12 protein-coding genes and 1 tRNA gene are annotated in these 17,775 nt (G+C 69.1%); 4 read left to right on the top strand and 9 right to left on the bottom strand.

Annotation, left to right across the window (positions count from 1 at the left end):
• Positions 1–243: 243 nt before the first annotated feature.
• From ACO057_RS16220 to ACO057_RS16210, 3 genes are all read left to right on the top strand, one after another.
• Positions 244–648 carry a hypothetical protein gene (locus ACO057_RS16220; RefSeq protein WP_421993603.1) on the top strand — a complete coding sequence of 135 codons (405 nt, stop codon included), beginning with the start codon at positions 244–246 and terminating at the stop codon, positions 646–648.
• Between the two features lie 130 nt (positions 649–778).
• On the top strand, positions 779–1,168 hold the full coding sequence (locus tag ACO057_RS16215) for a hypothetical protein (protein ID WP_421993601.1): 390 nt from the start codon (positions 779–781) through the stop codon (positions 1,166–1,168).
• 96 nt (positions 1,169–1,264) lie between these two features.
• Complete coding sequence (locus tag ACO057_RS16210) at positions 1,265–2,584, top strand: reverse transcriptase domain-containing protein (protein ID WP_421993599.1); 1,320 nt, start codon at positions 1,265–1,267, stop codon at positions 2,582–2,584.
• A 281-nt stretch (positions 2,585–2,865) separates the two neighbouring features.
• On the opposite strand, the gene ACO057_RS16205 is transcribed toward ACO057_RS16210, so the two are convergent.
• A tRNA-Arg gene (locus ACO057_RS16205) sits at positions 2,866–2,942 on the bottom strand.
• 79 nt (positions 2,943–3,021) lie between these two features.
• Here ACO057_RS16205 and ACO057_RS16200 point away from each other — a divergent pair.
• Positions 3,022–5,829: an ATP-dependent DNA helicase gene (locus tag ACO057_RS16200; protein ID WP_421993597.1), complete on the top strand. Its 2,808-nt coding sequence runs from the start codon at positions 3,022–3,024 to the stop codon at positions 5,827–5,829.
• A 100-nt stretch (positions 5,830–5,929) separates the two neighbouring features.
• On the opposite strand, the gene ACO057_RS16195 is transcribed toward ACO057_RS16200, so the two are convergent.
• From ACO057_RS16195 to ACO057_RS16160, 8 genes are all read right to left on the bottom strand, one after another.
• Positions 5,930–6,694 (bottom strand): TIGR00730 family Rossman fold protein, encoded by a 765-nt coding sequence (locus tag ACO057_RS16195; RefSeq protein ID WP_421993595.1) that lies wholly within the window; start codon positions 6,692–6,694, stop codon positions 5,930–5,932.
• Between the two features lie 126 nt (positions 6,695–6,820).
• The gene (locus tag ACO057_RS16190) at positions 6,821–11,032 is read right to left on the bottom strand and encodes an ATP-binding protein (protein WP_421993593.1); all 4,212 of its coding nucleotides are present in this window, start codon (positions 11,030–11,032) and stop codon (positions 6,821–6,823) included.
• A gap of 75 nt (positions 11,033–11,107) precedes the next feature.
• Complete coding sequence (gene arsC / locus ACO057_RS16185) at positions 11,108–11,455, bottom strand: arsenate reductase (glutaredoxin) (protein ID WP_421993591.1); 348 nt, start codon at positions 11,453–11,455, stop codon at positions 11,108–11,110.
• A gap of 104 nt (positions 11,456–11,559) precedes the next feature.
• Entirely contained in the window at positions 11,560–12,729 is a 1,170-nt protein-coding gene (locus ACO057_RS16180) for an amidohydrolase family protein (RefSeq protein ID WP_421993589.1), read from the bottom strand.
• On the bottom strand, positions 12,726–13,664 hold the full coding sequence (locus tag ACO057_RS16175) for a threonine dehydratase (RefSeq protein ID WP_421993587.1): 939 nt from the start codon (positions 13,662–13,664) through the stop codon (positions 12,726–12,728). Before ACO057_RS16175 ends, ACO057_RS16180 begins: the two co-directional genes overlap by 4 nt.
• 57 nt (positions 13,665–13,721) lie before the next feature.
• On the bottom strand, positions 13,722–14,678 hold the full coding sequence (locus ACO057_RS16170) for a TIM44-like domain-containing protein (protein ID WP_421993585.1): 957 nt from the start codon (positions 14,676–14,678) through the stop codon (positions 13,722–13,724).
• Between the two features lie 171 nt (positions 14,679–14,849).
• Entirely contained in the window at positions 14,850–15,752 is a 903-nt protein-coding gene (locus tag ACO057_RS16165) for a PHP domain-containing protein (protein WP_421993583.1), read from the bottom strand.
• Positions 15,752–17,767, bottom strand: coding sequence for a TRAP transporter permease (locus ACO057_RS16160; RefSeq protein WP_421993581.1), 2,016 nt, complete (start codon positions 17,765–17,767; stop codon positions 15,752–15,754). The genes ACO057_RS16165 and ACO057_RS16160 overlap by 1 nt, the downstream gene beginning before the upstream one ends.
• Between the last annotated feature and the right edge of the window lie 8 nt (positions 17,768–17,775).

Below are 17,775 nucleotides of genomic sequence, written 5' to 3'. Positions count from 1 at the left end.
CGCGGAAGCGGCTGATTACCGGCGGCAGGGTGTTAGCACCTTCTGGCGCGACGTCCGGGAGGGGACTGTCCGCCCGCCTATCTACGTCACGGCGAGAGCGCCGCGCTGGCACCTGTCCTGGCTCGCTAATGGGGTCACCGTCGAAGTGAAAACCTCGTCTGGGGGCAAAAATCTGCACCCGGGTGCAGATTCTCGGCGGGGGATGTCACAATGAGCCGGGTGTCTCTGTCAGCGCTTACCCAGGTGCTCGATCGCCTCGGAAGTGACTCCGGGAGCGAGCGGGCCGCGGCCGGTCTGATTGCCGCCAAGATGGTCCACGAATCTGGTGCATCGTGGGCCGCGCTCCTGTCTGGCATAGGCACGGAGCTGCGCCAAATTCCGTTGGCAACGGGAGGATCCTGGACGACCGACATCAAGGCGAACCGGATGTCCAAGTTTCAGGCGAAGGCATGGCTCGATCAGCTGGATCTTCTCGGAGGCATGACCGAGGCTGAACAGCGATTTGTATGGGTGACGTGGAAGCGCTTAACCAGCGAGCCTGGGTCTAGAGTCACGGTCGGTGAGCAGCAACAACTCCGCGACCTCTACAGCCGCCGCGTCACACCGGAACGGGTGAGAGCATATCGGCGGCGAACCGCAGCAAATTAGCCAACCTGCATCTGAACTTGGGCCGGGCAAGCGGGCCACCTGCGAGGACAAAGGCGTGGGCTTTCACCGCGTCAAGCCTCCACTTGCCTGTGCCCACGCATGACGATCCCAACTCAATGACCGGACAGACATGAATATCTCACTGAGTAAGCTTTCCAAGGTGCTCGACCGTCTTGCAAGCGACCATGTTGGTGAACGGGCTGCCGCCGGAATCATCGCATCCAGGATAATCGCTGATGCCGGGATGAATTGGGCGCAGATCCTGGCTGGTAAGAATGCACCGGCGCAAGTGAACGGACAGCGCGCGCCAGACGGGCCGATCTTCGGCTTCCGACGAGTCTCACGTCAGCAGATGTTCGCGTTGACGGACCTGCTATGGCATTGCCAGGGCCTATCGGAGCGCGAACGAAGTGGTCTGAACTGGATCAGGGCGGACATGACAACCGAACCATATGTCATTGATCCGCATGCAGCGGAGTGGCTCGGTCAGCTATGTCGGCGTGAATTCGCCCCTCAATAGCAAGGACGCATTGGCGCGTTGGCCACTCGTAGTCCACTCCCAATGGAAAATCTGCACCCGGGTTCAGAGCCGACCACCTCTCCGCGAGATACGACCATGTCCTTGCTTGAACCGCATCTCACTGATGCCGCCATGCCAGTGGCCCGCTTCAGCGGCGCTAACGAGAACACCGCGGGCGCGAACCCGGCCATGGCTGCCGGTAGCCGCCCGATGCGCCAGCTTCAGCATGGCCTGGTTGACGGCTCGATAGCTCCGACTTCGATTTCTACGGGAGAGGCCGTTTCCGTCATCAGGGAAGCAAAGCGGTCGGTCGATGCAGCGCAGCAGAAGATCCGGGTGGAGCATGAGCGTCACCGGTTTAAGATCGCGCGACGCAAAGTATCAGCGCTGATGCGATCGCTTCCGGCCCGCCTGGTGGCGGCAAGTGAGGCGGTGTCGAAGACTCGCCGATCCCAAGGCAATGCTTGGACATTTGCTGACATCTGGGCGTGCACGGAACGCCTTCGCGATCTCACATCGCCCTCGCATGCTCGTGTGACGATGCGCGACAAAAAGCGTGGTGGGCGTCGTCCGATATGCGCATTCTCCATTCAGAACAAAGCACGGCAGCACCTCATGCGGGTTTGCCTCACACCTTTCGCAAGCTTCCACCCATCGCAGTTCGGTCTGCGGCGTGGGCGGTCGGTAGCTTGCGAGAACCTCCTCCAGCAGCTGAATGCGGCCCGTCCGGAAACGTGCGTGGCTCAAATCGACGTGAAGAATTTCTTCGGGTCGATCTCGCACGAATGGCTGGAGGAGAACCTACCGCTCCCGCGGGGGATCATACGTGCCGTTCTTCATACAGGTGGAATGTCATTATCTCCTTCAGGACGTGGTCGAGCTCGTACTTCGGACGAGGACATTCAAGAAGTCGCCCGGCGGGGGATACCCCAAGGCTCGGCGGCCTCTCCTCTGGTTGCCGAGATCGTGATGTCGCATCTCCTGGGAGGGCTCACCGACCACCTGCCCGGCGGGGTGATGATCAACTACTCGGACAACACGGCCTTCGTTTTCGAGGGTCGGCCAGAGGAGTGGCATGCCATTGTGGAGCTGTTTCGGCGTGCTCTTTCGGAGCACCCGGCCGGGCCCTTTTTCATCACCGCCTCAGCCGCGCAGCCAATGGCAACGGGCTTCCGCTTTCTCGGCTATGAGTGGAGGAAGCGGGGCGATATCGCGGAGGCGCGTGTCGACCCCATCCACCTTGCCGATCGCGTGCTGAACTTTCGACGCGACATCTTGGACGCGCCGTGCATAGCGCCGCGCGTGCCACTCGCAATCCATCGGTATCGCATACGAGGCTATGAAGGAGCATTTTCGCTTTGCCCTGATACGCGGCGCGAAATGGCCACGCTGATGGCAGAGCTCGACGAGGGGTGAACCACCGAATTGGCTGCTAGCTTTTACCGCCGCGAAATTCCTCCAGTTCGAGGAGAAACCGACTCAGATTGCATCCCTTTCGGGCATAGAGGCTGCCAGAATTGAGAGACAATCTGGATCTGAGAGTCGCTACGCGTGCGCTCTGCCCAATTCGATCGCGCGGAGAGGGAGTGTCTAACACCGTCCACTGCAATCTCATCTGCGCATGGGGGTAGAGATGGGGGTACTATCAGATGATCGGGAAGAAAATCTCTTATCTTCAATTAGTTAATGGAATAAAATGGTGTCCCCGGCGGGATTCGAACCCACGGCCCCCAGATTAGGAATCTGGTGCTCTATCCGGCTGAGCTACGGAGACGACCGCTTTCGCCCATAGCACACCCACCCGCCCGAGGCGAAGTCTGGCCTTGTTCGCCTTTTGCCCCCAAATACGCCCCATGGCCTCCATTCGCCCGCGCCTGCTGATGCCCGAGGTGCCCGCGTTGGTCGCATCGCACGGCCGCGCCACTCTCCTCACGCCCGATGGCGAGGTCCTGACCCTCACCGGTTCGCACATCGCCGAGGCGCTCGGCGAATACCCGCCGCCGCTCCTCGTCCACGCCCCCGCCACGGCCCGTCGCCTCGACCTGCCCCGCTTCCTCGACGCGTTCGACCTGCTCGAGCTCTTCGCCTTCGCGCTTCCCGCCCACCACGCCGCGCCCACGCCGCGCGGCCTGGCGCTGGCCCTCGACCTTCCCGCGCCCGAGGATGACGAGGCCGCCGCGGCCCTCCTGCCCGAGATCGCCTCGCGCCTGCTCCGCGCCCTGGCCGACGAGGCGAACAGCCCCTCGGGCCGCGAGGCCGCGGGCATGGCCGCGCAGCTCGCCATCGCGGCCGACTGGCCCTGGGTGCCCAGCGTCCTCGCCGCGCTGGGCATGCCCGACGCCCGCCCCTCGCGCGATGCCTTCAAGCCCTGGCGCCGCCTGCCCGACTGGGAGGAGATCGCACCGCAGCCCCCGCCCTCGAGCTTTGACGTCACGGGCGCCGATGCCCGCAAGCGCTTGGCCGAGATGCTGGGCGCCGGCGCTGAGCAACGCCCCCAGCAGGCCGATTTCGCCTCCGCCGCCGCCCATGCCTTCGCGCCGCGCGACGTGGAGGGCTCGCCGCATATGGTTCTCGCCGAGGCCGGCACGGGCACGGGCAAGACGCTGGGCTATATCGCCCCCGCCTCGCTCTGGGCCGAGCGCAACGGCGCGCCCGTCTGGCTCAGCACCTATACCCGCAACCTGCAGCGCCAGATCGACCAGGAGCTGATGCAGCTCTTCCCCGATCCGGAGGAGCGCCGCGCGCATGTGGCCGTGCGCAAGGGCCGGGAGAACTACCTGTGCCTGCTGAACCTGGAGGAGGCGCTCGGCCAATACGGCCTGCGCCAGATGGCGCTGCCGCTCGCGCTGGTCGCGCGCTGGGCCAGCGCGACGCGCGATGGCGACATCACCGGCGGCGATTTTCCGGGATGGATCGGCGAGCTCTTCCCGCCGGGCACGCTCTACGGCCTGGGCGACCGTCGTGGCGAGTGCATCCGCTCGGCCTGCACTCATTATAAGAAATGCTTCGTGGAGCACTCCATCCGCCGCGCGCGGACGGCGCGGCTCGTCGTCGCCAACCACGCGCTGGTGATGGTGCAGGCGGCGCTGGGCGGCGGCGAGGACGGCAAGCCCACGCGCTACGTCTTCGACGAGGGCCATCACCTCTTCGACGCCGCCGACGCCGCCTTTTCCGCCGAGCTGAACGGCGTGGAGACGGCCGAGCTGCGGCGCTGGCTGCTCGGCGCGGAGGGCGGGCGTTCGCGCGCCAAGGGCCTGCGCGCGCGCATCGAGGAACTGGCCGGCGACATTCCCGAATTGCTCCCCCCGCTCGACCTCGCGCTGCGCGAGGCGCGATGCCTGCCCGGCGGCGGTTGGTACGCCCGCCTCACGGAAGGAACGCCGCCGCCCGAGGAGGCGCTGACCGAGGCCTTCCTGCAGGCCGCGCGCCGCCAGGTCCTCGCCCGCACGCCGGAGGATGACGGCATCTACACGCTGGAGGTCGATCTCCAGCCCGTCGTCGAGGAGGTCGCCGAGACGGGCGCGGCGCTGGGCCGCGCCTTGCAGGCGCTGGAGGCGCCGCTGAAATATCTCTGCGAGCTCCTCGCCAAGCGCCTCGAAGTGCCCGAGGAGGAGGAGATGGAGGCCGGCGAGCGCATCCGCCTCGAGACCGCCATGCGCGGCATCGAGCGGCGCGCGCTGATGCCGCTGGCCGCCTGGCGCGGCATGCTGAAGCAGCTGGAGCTGCCCCCCCGCGAGGCCGGCACGCGCCCGCTCATGGTCGACTGGCTCCAGCTCGACCGGCGCGAGGGGCGCGACGCGGATGCCGGGCTGCATCGCCACTGGCTCGACCCCACGATCCCCTTCGCGCGCACGGTAGCGAGCTCCGCACATGGCCTGCTCGTCACCTCCGCGACGTTGACCGACGCCGCCAAGCGCGGCGACCCCGAGGCCGCCTGGCATGAGGCCGAGGCGCGCACCGGCGCCCTGCATCTGCCCAACCCGGCCATCCGCGCGGCCCTGCCCTCGCCCTTCGACTACGCGACCAATACGCGCACCTTCGTCGTGACCGATGTGGATGCGCGACAGCCGGGCCCGATCGCCAGCGCGATGCAACAGCTCTTCCTCGCCTCGGGCGGCGGCGGGCTTGGGCTCTTCACCGCCATCCGCCGGCTGCGCGAGGTGCAATCGCGCATCGGCCCGGCGCTGGAGGCGCGCGGGATCCCGCTCTACGCGCAGCATGTGGACGCGATGGACAACGCCACCCTCGTCGACATCTTCCGCGCGGAGGAGAATTCCTGCCTGCTGGGGACGGATGCGATGCGCGATGGCGTGGACGTCCCCGGCCGCGCGCTGCGCCTGCTGGTCTTCGACCGCGTGCCATGGCCGCGCCGCACCATCCTGCAGCGCGAGCGCCGGCTCTTTCTCGCGGGCGGCCGGCCGCAGGATTATGACGACACCCATGCCCGCCACAAGCTGCGCCAGGCCTTCGGCCGCCTGGTGCGCCGCGCGGACGACAAGGGCGTCTTCGTCCTGCTCGACCGCGCCTGCCCCTCGCGCCTTCTCGCCGGATTGCCGGAGGGCGTGACGCCGCAGCGCGTGACGCTGGCCGAGGCCGTCGCCCGAACGCGGGAATTGCTGGGGACCGGGGCCAGCTCCCCGGCCGACGATCGTCCGGGTTAGAGCATCACCCGATCAGACGGGATCGTCTGGTCGGGTAAAGATGCTCGAAAAAACAAAGAACTAGAGACTTCGAAGTGAGCCCTTGCGAACGAAGAAGGCTCTAGGCCATGGATCCGTCCGGGGGGGACGCCTTCAATCCGCAATCCACGAGCTGCGTCCAGACCTGCTCCGCCGTATCGGCAAAGCGGAAGAGTTCGCATTCCTGCGCGCTGACCATGCCGTTCTCGATCATCGCGTCGAAGTTGATGACCGAGCGCCAATAGGCCTCGTCGAACAGCACGATGGCGACCGGCGGCGCCTTGTCGGTGACGCGCAGGTTGAGGATCTCGAAGAGCTCGTCGAGCGTCCCGAATCCGCCCGGGAAGACCACCAGGGCATTCGCCCGCATCGCCAAATGCATCTTCCGCATGGCGAAATAGTGGAAGCGGAAGGTCAGCTCGGGTGTCGAATAGGCGTTCGGGCTTTGCTCATGCGGCAGGGTGATGTTGAAGCCGATGTTCGGCGCGCCGGCCTCCGCCGCCCCACGATTGGCCGCCTCCATGAGGCCGGGCCCGCCGCCGGTCGCGATCACATTGTGGCGGATGCCGTCCTCGCCGACGATCAGCGCGCCGCCGCGCTCGGAGGCGATGCGGCCGAATTCGCGCGCCTGCGCGTACCAGAAAGGCTGCCGGCCCGGCCCGTTTTCCCGAACCCGCGCCGAGCCGAAGACGACGATGGTCGAACCGACATGCCAGTTCCGCAGTTCCTCCTCGGCCTTGCCGTATTCGAGCATGAAGCGAACGCCGCGCATCGAATCGCCGAGGATGAAATCCTGATCGAGGGCGGCGAGGCGGTAGCTCGGTAAGGATATGCGGTCTTGGTCCAAAATCGACTCTCCTGTCCTGTAGGTCGCATCATCCCACGGACACGCCGCATTGCCTGCCCCTGGGAGCTGAACGTCAGCAACCAGGATCAGGCGGCGGGAAATCCTCGCATAAAAATCTCCCGATGATTAACGCCTGGCCGGGGCGGCGGCGGCGGGCGGGCGCGGCGGAACCGCGGGACGCACCACGCGCCGGTCCAGCGCCGCCGTGAGGGCGCCCACCCGATCCGTGATCTCCGAACGGCTCAGCGGCTCGCGGCGGATCAGCTCGCGCTGGTCCGTGCGCAGCCGGAGGCGGCCCTCGCCGTCCAGCCAGGCCGCCTGGAACTGCTCGCGCGCCGCCGCATCCGGCAACTGGTCCGGGGTGAGCGAGAGCAGGACGAAGCCGCTCGCATAATCCAGCACGGTCAGCCGATCGGGCATCCATACGACCAGCGCGGCGACAGGCGCGTCCGGCGTCTCGTTCGGCTCGCCCGAGAAGCGCATCTGGACTCCCTGCGCGATCCGGTCGCGATCGGGGCTGGTGCCGAAGGCCAGCGCGTCCATGGGGTCGGAGATCCAGCGGATGTAGCGCCGCTCCGGGCTCAGCAGCACGAGGCGCCCATCGGCCGCCACGCAGGCCAGCTCCTGGCGAAGGAAGGCGCGATCGCCGTCGAAGGCGCGGGCGTCGCGGGCGCAGCGCAGCGCCTTGCGGGCGGCGATATTCAGGAAGAAGCGGGAATCCGAGGCGGCATTGCCGCCCTCCTCCAGCGCCGCGACCCGCGCGAAGGCGCTGGCGCGCGAATTGGCGCCCGCCGGCGGCTCCCATCGCCCGAGCGGATTGGAGCCGTAGAACTGGCGCCGGACGGGGGCGGCCGGCTGGTTCGGGCGGAAGCGCCAGACCTGCCGGTTGGCCGTGCCGTAGAGGACGTCGCCCGTGCGCGGCGAGAAGGCGATGGACACGCCGTCACGCGGCAGGGCCGGGCCTGCGAGGTAGCGCATCTCGTGCAGGTCCATGACGGCGAGGTTGCTGTCCAGGCTCGCCCCGATGATGGCGAAGAGCCCGCCGCTCAGGTCGATGTCGGTCGGGCAGTTCTCGCCGCAGAAGGATTGCAGGCAGCGCGGCCGCCCGGTGCCGATCGCGCAGACGCCCAGCGAGCTGGCCCCGGCGCGGCGGGGGTGGAAGACGAAGCGCGTGTCGCCGATGGCGAGGCTGGTGCCCCCGGTGAACTCCTCCATCGCGGCGGCGCCGCCGGGCACCTGGGCCTCGGCGTCCTGGGGCGAGAAGGGGGCGCCCGGCAGATCGTCGGGCGGCAGCGGCACCACGAGCTCCGGCCGGAAGGGCGTCCACAATCCGGCCTCGCCCTGCCGCGCCTGGGTGACGAGGGTGATTTCCGAGATCGGCGCCCGCAGCTCCTGCCGCAGATTGGGACACAGCACCTCGCTCCCCGCGACCGGCGCGCGGTCCTGCGGACTGGTGCCCCGGCTGGGCAGGCGGCCGCGCGCCAGGCCGAGGCCGACGCGCTGCCCGTCCAGGATCAGCTCGCCGCAGCTCTCCGTCAGCCGCCAGGCCTCGGTGAAGGTGCGGGTGTCGTTGGCCCCGGTCACCGGCTCGATGACGGTCAGGGCGCGATAGGGCTGGGCCGTCTCGCCCGATCCGGTGACGACCCAGTAGGAGCCGGCCGGGCTCGACACGAAGCCCACGGCGTAGTCGCGCAGCGGCCGCATGCTGCGGGCATTGCCCGAGGGCGCGCGCAGCACCTCGCCCGAGAAGGCGAGCCGCCCAGTGTCGAAGGTATGCCGCAGATGGCCGCGCCGGTCGGTGAGCAGGATGCGGTCGTCATCGGTGAAGAGGATCGCGCCCGAGCGGTCCGGCGCGAAGACGTAGTCGCGGATGAAGGCGTTCTCGATCCGCGCCGGCTCGCCCCCCTCGGGCAGCACCCAGGCGGAGGGGCCGATCTGCACCACCGAATTGGCGGCGCCGCGGATCACCTCGCCCGTGGAGGTCTGGTGCATGAGCCGGTAGGAGAGGATCCGCCGCAGCGACGGGTCGGTGATGATGCCGAGCCGCTCGGCGGCCTCCATCAGCATGGGGTTGATGATGCGGGTCTGGTCGCCCTGCTGGGCCGCGAGGGCCGAGGCCGCCTGCACGTTCACGGCGGCGCCGGTCTCGTCCTCGGCGATGACCGCCGCCCGCGCCGTCTGGGCGATCTGCCCGAGGGTGGAGGCGACGAGGCGGGTGCGCTCGCGGCGCTCCTCGCCGTCGCGGGTGCGGTCCGCGCGCTCGGCGTGGGCGGAGGCCTCGCTGCGCCGCAGCTCGGCCTCGCGCTGGGCGAGGGTGGCCTGGTAGCGCGCCTCGGCGGCGCTGCGCTCCAGGCTATGGGCCTCGCGCTCGGCCTGGGTCGCGTCCCGGCTCGTGGCCAGCTCGCCCGAAATGTTCCTGGCGTAGATCAGCGACCCGCCCAGCAGGGCCAGGAAGCCGGCGGCCACGGCGGCGAAGGCGAAGCGGCTGCGCCGACGCGCGAAGACGACGCTGGCCAGAACCGGGACGGGTTGTTCCAGCGCGGGCGGCTCATGCCGCACCAGCACCGGCAGGCGCGCGTTCAGCCGTTCCGCGCGCTTGCGGTCGACCTGCTCCTGCATCAGCGGCCAATGCGTGAGCAGCGACTCATGCGCGAGGCGCAGGGTGTCGCCCTCGATGGCGAGCAGGCCCACGCCCTCGGCGGCAAAGGCATCGATGGCCAGCCGCCCGGCGCTGCCCTCGGGAAAGAGGTCGAGCAAGGCGGGGCAGGACGTCACCTTGCCCTGCGGCTCCGCCCCCATGACGAAGAGCTGGCGCAGGAGGCCGGGCAGCGCGTCCTGCGCCTCCTCCGGCAGTTGCGCGAGCGTCCGCCCCGCGCGCACCGCGATGGCACCGGCGAGCCCGCCCAGATTGCGGTAGGTGCCCCAGCCCAGTACTCCGGACTGCCGCCGGAGCCAGAGCTGCTGCAGCGTGTATTGGAGCAGCGGCAGCCCATCGCGCGTCCGGACGGCCTCGGCCGCCAGGGCCTCGTTCACCGGCTGCCCGGTCTCGGGATGCGCCTCGAAGCGCAGGCCGGCGATCTCCGCCGGGCCGCGCACCATATGGGCGATCTCCACCGCATCCGGCGGGGCGAGGTAATAGGTGCCCTCGCCGCCCCCGAGGCGCGCCAGGCCGGGAATATCGGCCAGGTCCTCGACGAAATCCGAGCGCAGGGTGCCCACCACCATCGCCGTGCCGCTCTGGGCGATCGCTTCCAGCGCGGTCACGAAGGCCTGGCGGTCCAGCGGCGCGAAGGTGCCGTCGAAGAGCCGCTCCATCCGGTCCACCACGACGACGAGCCGCGCATGCCGGCCCCGGCCCAGGACCAGGGCCTGCCGCAGGAGGGTGCGCAGATCCTTGCCGGGCTGCTCGACCTGGGCGCTCAGCAGACCCGCGAGGTCGGCGGCATCCTCGAAGCCCTCGGCGAGCTTGGGCAGGGCGGCGAGCATCGCCTCGGCCAGCGCCTCCAGCAACGGGCCCGTCAGACCGCCGAGCCGCAGGACGGCGGGGCGGACGGGCCCCAGCGTCTCGAGCTCCGGCAGGAGGCCGGCCTGCACCAGGGAGGAGCGGCCGGAACCGGCGGGGCCCGCGACCACCACGCTGGCCTGCCCGGCCTTGGCGCGGCGGGTCAGAAGCTCGCGCAGGTCGTGCTTGGCGCGGGTGCGGCCGAAGAACAGCGCCGCCTCCTCCCGTCCGAAGCCGGCGAGGCCGCGATAGGGGCTCTCCTCAGCCGCGGCCTCATCGGCGGGGAGATGCCGGCGCAGCAAGGGGCGCAGCTGCTCCAGCAGCAGGTCCTCGAAGCCGGCGGCGTCGGCGAAGTTGTTCCAGATGACGCCAGCTTCAGCCTTCCGCCGGGGGTTCCAGCGGGAGAAGAAGTCGGCGACGACCTCCTGGTCCTGCACCTGCTTCAGCACCGCCTCGCGATCGGCGAGCTCGGCCAGGACGGGGGCGGTCTTGCGGAAGAGGAGCAGCTCCGGCCTGCCGCCGGCGCGATGGGCCGCCAGGGCCTCTTCGAACTCCCATTCGGTCGCCGCCATGGGCAGCAGGCCGGAGACGGCGCCGGCGAAGCTCTTGCGCCGCGGCAGGAGCGGCCCGAGCTGGGACCAGAAGGTGACGAGGACGATATCGGCCGAGGACGGCAGGGGCTCCAGCCCCGGCGTCTTGGCGAAGACGGTCTCGATCTCGAGATGCGGTTCGAATTCACGCGAGAGGCGGCGAATCGCCCCCTCCGCGATGCGCCGTTCCGGCAGCACATCCTCGGGCGAAGACAGGAAAATACGAATCCGCTTCAGCTCAGCCATGAAGTCCCCCTCCCCAAGTCGTAAAGCCCAATCGACGGGAGTTGAAGGACCAAGGCATCCTTCGGGGTCAAATACCTAAAGTATTGTTCCAACCTTCTCCTTCGGTCGCGCCAGAACGGTTCCCTTGGGGGAAACAACGATCGGTCGCTCAACCAGAAGGGGATGCCGCACCATCGCGTCCAGGATCTGGCCGGCCGGGGCGTCGAGCAAACCGAGCTCGACGGCCAGCCGCTCCTTGGTCCGCAGGATGTCGCGAGGCGTCTTGCCCATCGCCTTGAGCAGCGATTCGAGCTGCGGATGGGTCCAGCCCGTCTTGAGGTATTGCACCACCTCCGGCTCGTGGCCCGCTTCGCGGATCATCGCGAGGACATTGCGCGAGGTGCCGCAATTGGGGTTGTGGAAGATGGTGTAGCCGTCGCTCATGGGTCTCGGTCCGCCTGGATTTCGGGACGCTGTATCACAGCCGGCCCGCTTTCGATCTCCGTCCGGCAAAGGGCGAAGGCTCGCCGTTTTCCTTGCTGGATCGCTTACGTTCCAAGGGAAGGGACGCAGATCGCGCCGTCCCGCGCGACCTCGCGGCCCTGGGAGACGACCAGCTTCGGCGGCCTGCGGGTGACGACGGCCTCGGCGACGCTCTCCGCCTCGACGAGCACGAGATCCGCCTGCGCGCCGACCTCCAGCCCATAGCCGGCGAAGCCGCAGCCCTTCGCCGCCTCGGTGGTGACGGCGGCCAGCGCCCATCCCACCTCCTCGTCGCGCCGCAGCTCGTATTTCATGCCGACCATGGCCGCGCGGGCCAGCATGTCGGGCGCGTTATAGGGATTCCAGGTGTCGCGGATGTTGTCGTTGCCGGCGAAGAGCGTGACGCCTAGCTCCCGCGCGCGGCGCAGGGGCGGCGTGGGCCGCGAGGGCGGGGCCGAGGTGCAGATCGCCACCCCCGCCTCGGCCAGCATCGCGAGCAGCGCGTCGGCCCGCGGCGCCGGCACGTCGCCCAGCGCGAAGCCGTGGCTGATGGTGACACGGCCCTGCATCCCCAAAGCGCGGCTGCGCTCGGCGACCAGCTCCATGCTGAAGGCGCCCAGCTCATGCGGCTCGTGCAGATGGAGGTCGACCGGCTTGCCGTGGCGCTCGGCCAGCTTGAAGACGATGTCGAGGTGGCGCACCGGATCGCGATCGATCACCGAGGGGTCGAGGCCGCCCACCACGTCGCAGCCCAGGCGCAGCGCCTCCTCCACCCATTCCGCCGCGCCCGGCGTGCGCAGCAGGCCCGATTGCGGGAAGGCGACGAGCTGGATCTCCATCACGCCGCGCAGGGATTCGCGCAGCTCCAGCAGCTTTTCCACATGGCCAAGGCGGCTTTCCTCGTCGATGTCCACGTGGCTGCGCAGCCGCGTGGTGCCGGCGGCGAGATGCGCCAGGCACAACGCGCGGCCCTCGCGCGCCGCATCCATGCCGAGCGACTTGCGGACCGCCTTCTCGTTCTCGATGCGGTGGCGCAGCAGCGGGCCGACCTCGTTGGGCCACCAGGGCCGGCCCCAGAGCGTCTTGTCGAGATGGCAATGCCCCTCGACGAGGCCGGGCAGCAGGATCGGTGCGGCATCGCCGCGTGTGCTGGATACCAGTTTCGCGATGCGGCCCTCGGCCACATGCACATCCACAGGCGCCCCGCCCATGGGGCTGACGTGTTCGAGGATCATGCCATCACCCAATCGCGGAAGAGCGGCAGGTCGATATTGCCGCCGGAGAGGATCGCCGCCACGCGCTTGCCGCGCATCCTGTCGCGCTCCTGCATCAGCGCCGCGAAGCCGGCCGCGCCCGCGCCCTCGGCGAGGTTGTGCGTATCGGTCCAATAGGCACGGACGGCCTCGCGCACCTCGTCGTCGGTGACGGTCACGATGCGGGCGGCGCCCTTGATGATCATGTCCAGCGCCTTGGCGTCGGGCACGCGGGTGGCCATGCCGTCGGCCAGCGTATTGGCCGCTTCCGTCTCGATCACGCGGCCGGCCGCAAAACTCTGCGCATAGGAATCCGCGCCGACACTCTGCACGCCGACGATCTCAGTCGAGAGCCCCAGCAGGTCGCGCGCCATGATGCAGCCGCAGATACCCGAGCCGAGCCCGATGGGCACGTAGAGCGCGTCCAGCGGCGGCGCGTGGCGGAACAGCTCCAGCGCATAGGTGGCGACGCCCATGACCAGCGCAGGCGCGAAGGAGGGCGCGAAGTCCAGCCCGCGCTCGGCGGCGAGCTGCATGGCGAATTGCCGCGCCACGTCGAAGTCGCGGCCGCGCTCGATGAGCTCGGCGCCCTGCGCCCGCATCGCGGCGTTCTTCTCGAGACTGTTGCCCTCGGGCACGACGATGGTGACCGGAATGCCGGCCCGCGATCCGGCATAGGCCAGCGACTGGCCGTGATTGCCGCGCGTGGCGCTGATGACGCCCTTCGACTTCAGCGTGTCGAAGAAGGTGAGCCCGCCGCGGACCTTGAAGGCGCCGGTCGGCGTGTGGTTCTCGTGCTTGACCCAGACCTCGCAGCCGGCCCGCGCGGAGAGCAGCGGCCAGTTGAATTGCGGGGTCGCGGGGAAATGCCGGCGGATGAGCCGCTCGGCGGATTCGAGCTCGGGGAGGGTGAACATTCCCCGAGCCTAGCTTGAGGGACGCCGCCCCTCAAACTCCCTGGCAGGGCTTTTCGCCTACGAGGCCTGCTGGATGGCGCTCAGCGTCCAGGGGCCGCCCTGCACGCGCACGAAGGTCCATAGCTCGGTCGACATGGAGCGAACATTGGGGTCGCCCTCGGTCACGGCGCCCGTGCGCACATCGCGCGTCACGTCCACGAGGCTGAAGCGCATGGCGACGGTCGCATAATCGCGCGGGCCCTCGCTCCAGGATTCGGACAGGTCGCCCTGCTCGAGCTTCACGTCGCGCGTCTCGTTCTTCCAGCCGCGCTCCTTCAGCGCCTCGTAATCGTCGCGGAAGTACTGGACCATCTCGGGAGTGGCGCGGCGCGACAGCGCCTCCAGGTCACCACGCGACCAGGCACCGTTCACCTCGATCAGCGTCTGCTCGAAGGCCTTGAAGTCGGCCTCGCCGAGGCCGAGCTCGTCCGTCGGGCCGGTGCCGCGCGCCGTGCCGCCGCCGCCCGTCATGGCGGCCTGCTGCGGCGCGCCCTCGCGCATCACCGCGTTGGGAACGCCGGCCGGCGCCATCTGCTGACGGCGGCGCAGGAAGCCGACCACGAGCGCCACCAGCCCGGCGATGACCGCGATCTGCAGCAGGAAGCCGAGGAAGCCGGCCATGCTGCCGAGGCCGGCGAAGAAGCCGCCGCCCGCCAGCATCCCGAAGAGGCCCGCGCCCAGCATGCCGGCCATCAGGCCGCCCATGAAGGGATTGCGCGCGAAGAAGCCGCCCTGGCGAGCGGGGGCCGCCGCGCCGGCGGCCGCGCCGGGGCGGGCCGCATTGGGCTGCTGCGCCGTCCGGTCGAACTGGCGTGGCGCGCTGGGCGCCGTCGTCGTCGAGGGCGGCGCGGAATAGCTGCGCGAGCCGCGGCTGCCGGAGGAGGATCCGCCGCCGGGACGCGCATCCGCGAGGGCGGGCGCCAGCGCGAGCGCGGCGGCGGCCAGGAGGGTCAGGAAGCGGGCACTGCGGCGCATGGTATCGGCATCTCCCAGGAGCAATTCTGTCTTCGATGCAATATAGCGGAAGGGTGAGCAGATTGCGACATCTCGTCGCACCGCCGCCTATCGCGGGGATTTTCCGCGATAGGCGCGCATGTGGTGTCGTAATCTTCCGGCGGCAATGGCCCTGGTTTCGAGCGGTAGAGCCTAGAACCAGTAGGCGTTCGACCAGGCCTTCTTCCCGGCCTCGTCCACCACGACGATTCGGCCGAATCCCCCCTCCAGCATCCGCGGGGCCAGCGGCAGCACCACCCGCGTCTGGCCCGGCGCGATCGCCGGCATGGAGCGCGAGCCGCGGCCCAGCACCGCCACCGTGGAGGCGGGCGAGCAATGGACCTCCACGCTGTCCTCGCCCCAGTGAATGGCCTCGATCATGGGCCCCTGCGTCGAGTAGAAATGCCCGGCCTTCAGCGCGGCAAGAAGCGCGCCCGGCTCATTCGCCCCGGCCTTGACCATCAGCCACCCGCCGAAGGCGTCGTCGCTGTGGAAATGCGCGTCGTCGGTGGCGAGCAGGTTGACGCGCCGGCCCTCGGCGAGCAGCTGGTCGATCAGATAGGCGCCGTCGCCCCGGTCGATCCGCGTGGCGCTGGTGTGGTTGTAGATCTCGACCGCATGCGCCCCGGGGATGGTCGCCGCATCCGTCGTGGACAGCGCGTACCAACCCGGATGGGGCAGGGCGACAAAGGCCCCCGCATCCAGGCAGCGCTGCGCGAGCTGCGGGCCGCTCTCCGCCTCGGGCGTGGGCGCGAAGTCGAGCGGCAGGCCCACGGCGAGGATATGCCAGGTCTCGCCCAGCGCCGTCGCGGGCGCGTGCACCTCCGCACCGAGGATCGTGGTGAAGCCCTCGGTGCGCCAGGGGCGCGTGTCCACGATGGGGAAGCCGAACTTCGCCTGGAAGTGGTCGGTCAGCGCGAGGAAGTCGTAGCCCGCCTCGCGATAGGTGGCGCAGACCTCCGCCGGGCCACGCGCCCCGTCGGAGCGCGTGGAATGCGTGTGGACGTTCCCCTTGAAGAAACGTCCCGGCGCCGCGAAGGCGGGGTCCGCGCGCATCAGGCCAGAACCACCCTGCTCTTGTGACGCATGAACTGCACCACGAGCAGAGCCACGCCCAAGGCCAGGCCGAGCAGATGCGGCACCGGGATGCTGTCGCCGAACGCCGCCTCGAAGACCGCGGGGAAGACCATCAGCAGACCGGCCAACGCCATGCCCCAGCGCTCAAGCTGGCTCATCTTCGTGATGCCGAAGCCCTGCGTCGCCGAGGAGAGGGCGGCGAGGCCCAGCGTCGCGAGGATCGTCATCCAGGCCACCGTCATCCAGGTCATGCCCGGCTTGAGGTTCAGCAGCAGGCCGACGCCATTGGGGTCGGTCACGAAGACGAAGGGCAGGATGAAGGCCGGCAGCGTGTACTTCCAGGCCATCAGCGTCGTCTTATAAGGACCGGCGCGGGTGATGGCGGCGGCGGCGAAGGGACTCAGCGCCGTCGGCGGCGAGACCTCGGAGAGCACCGCGTAGTAGAAGACGAACATATGCGCCGCGTAGTCGGGCACGCCCAGCTTCATCAGCGCCGGCGCGGCCACGACCGCGCAGATGATGTAGCTCGCCGTCACCGGCACCGCGAGGCCGACGACCCAGACGATCAGCGCCGTGTAGATGGCGGTGATGACCAGGCTGCCGCCCGCCGCCTGGATGGCGATGTCGGAGAACTTCAGCCCCAGGCCGGTCAGCGTGATGCAGCCCACGATGATGCCGGCGCTGGCGCAGGTCGCCGCGATGCTGAGCGCCTGCTCGGAGCCGGCCGCCAGGGTGCGGGCCAGCTTCCGCGGCCAGAGCGCGTGCTCCTTCGACAGGAAGGAGAGCCCGATGGCCAGCAGCATGGCGTAGAGCACGGAGAGCGTCGCCGAATAGCCCACGGCCATGAAGCCGACGATCGCGATCAGGCTGCTGAAATGGTACCAGCCCTTGCGGAACAGCACGCCCACCGGCTCGACGTCGATCTTGGTTTCCTCGATGCCGCCGCGCGCGTGGCGGATGCGGCGCTGGTCGAGTTCCACCATGAAGAGCAGCGAGGCGTAGAAGAGGCAGGTCGGGATCACCGCCATCAGCAGCACGTCGAGGTAGCTGATCTTCAGGTATTCGGCGATGAGGAAGGCCGCCGCGCCCATGATCGGCGGCGAGATGATGGCGCCCAGGCCGCCGGCCGCGAGCAACCCGCCCGCGTCATGCGCCGAATAACCGACGCGCTTCATCATCGGCCAGGCCACCGTGCCGATGGTGACGGTCGTCGCCACGCCCGAGCCCGAGGGCCCGCCGAGCAGGAAGGCCGAGAGCACCACGGTGCGCCCCGCGCTCGACGCCCTGGCGCCGGTCGCCGCGAAGGAGAAGTCGACGAAGTATTTGCCCGCGCCCGTCGAGGACAGGATCGCGCCGTAGATGGTGAAGAGGATGATGAGCGTCGCGCTCACATCCACCGCCGTGCCGTAAATGCCCTCCAGCGTGATGGCGATATGCGGCACCAGGCGCTCGGCGTCATAGCCGCGATGGGTCCAGGGCTCGGGGAAATGGTTGCCGAAGAAGGCGTAGAGCAGGAAGCAGATGGCGATGACGGGCATGATCCAGCCCGTGCAGCGCCGCGTCACCTCCAGCACCAGCGCGATCAGCATCCAGCCGACGACGATGTCCATCGGTTCGGGGAAGATGATGCGGTCCTGCAGGTCGTCGCCGCCGGAGATCAGATACCAGGTGACATAGAGCCCGGCCGCGACCAGCGCCCAGTCCCAGGGCGGGAAGCGGTCGCGGAAGCGGAGGGCGACCGGGAAGAGCATGAAGCCCAGCACCAGGGTGAAGCCCACATGCGCGAAGCGCAGCGTGGTCGTCGGAACGATGTCCCAGGCGGCCCAGAGGTGGAACAGCGACATCGCCAGGGCAATGCCCACGGCGATGGTGCCGAGGATGCCGGGGAGGCGATTCATCGCCCCCTCTTCGGCCTCGATGAGCTCGGAGACCCGCTTGGTGGTCTCGGCGTCCATGGTGCTGGGGTCGATATCGGGCGGTAGGGTGCTGGACATCAGCGAGC

The organism is Roseococcus sp., assembly GCF_965227005.1.
Classification (GTDB): Bacteria; Pseudomonadota; Alphaproteobacteria; order Acetobacterales; family Acetobacteraceae; genus Roseococcus.
The sequence above is the reverse complement of the archived record's forward strand: the minus strand, read 5'-3'. Positions and strand labels throughout refer to the sequence as shown.

Coding starts and splice junctions, on each gene's coding strand:
- ACO057_RS16215 (WP_421993601.1), top strand. CDS start 779: ATGAATATCTCACTGAGTAAGCTTTCCAAGGTGCTCGACCGTCTTGCA.
- ACO057_RS16210 (WP_421993599.1), top strand. CDS start 1,265: ATGTCCTTGCTTGAACCGCATCTCACTGATGCCGCCATGCCAGTGGCC.
- ACO057_RS16200 (WP_421993597.1), top strand. CDS start 3,022: ATGGCCTCCATTCGCCCGCGCCTGCTGATGCCCGAGGTGCCCGCGTTG.
- ACO057_RS16190 (WP_421993593.1), bottom strand. CDS start 11,032: ATGGCTGAGCTGAAGCGGATTCGTATTTTCCTGTCTTCGCCCGAGGAT.
- arsC (WP_421993591.1), bottom strand. CDS start 11,455: ATGAGCGACGGCTACACCATCTTCCACAACCCCAATTGCGGCACCTCG.
- ACO057_RS16180 (WP_421993589.1), bottom strand. CDS start 12,729: ATGATCCTCGAACACGTCAGCCCCATGGGCGGGGCGCCTGTGGATGTG.
- ACO057_RS16175 (WP_421993587.1), bottom strand. CDS start 13,664: ATGTTCACCCTCCCCGAGCTCGAATCCGCCGAGCGGCTCATCCGCCGG.
- ACO057_RS16170 (WP_421993585.1), bottom strand. CDS start 14,678: ATGCGCCGCAGTGCCCGCTTCCTGACCCTCCTGGCCGCCGCCGCGCTC.
- ACO057_RS16165 (WP_421993583.1), bottom strand. CDS start 15,752: ATGCGCGCGGACCCCGCCTTCGCGGCGCCGGGACGTTTCTTCAAGGGG.
- ACO057_RS16160 (WP_421993581.1), bottom strand. CDS start 17,767: ATGTCCAGCACCCTACCGCCCGATATCGACCCCAGCACCATGGACGCC.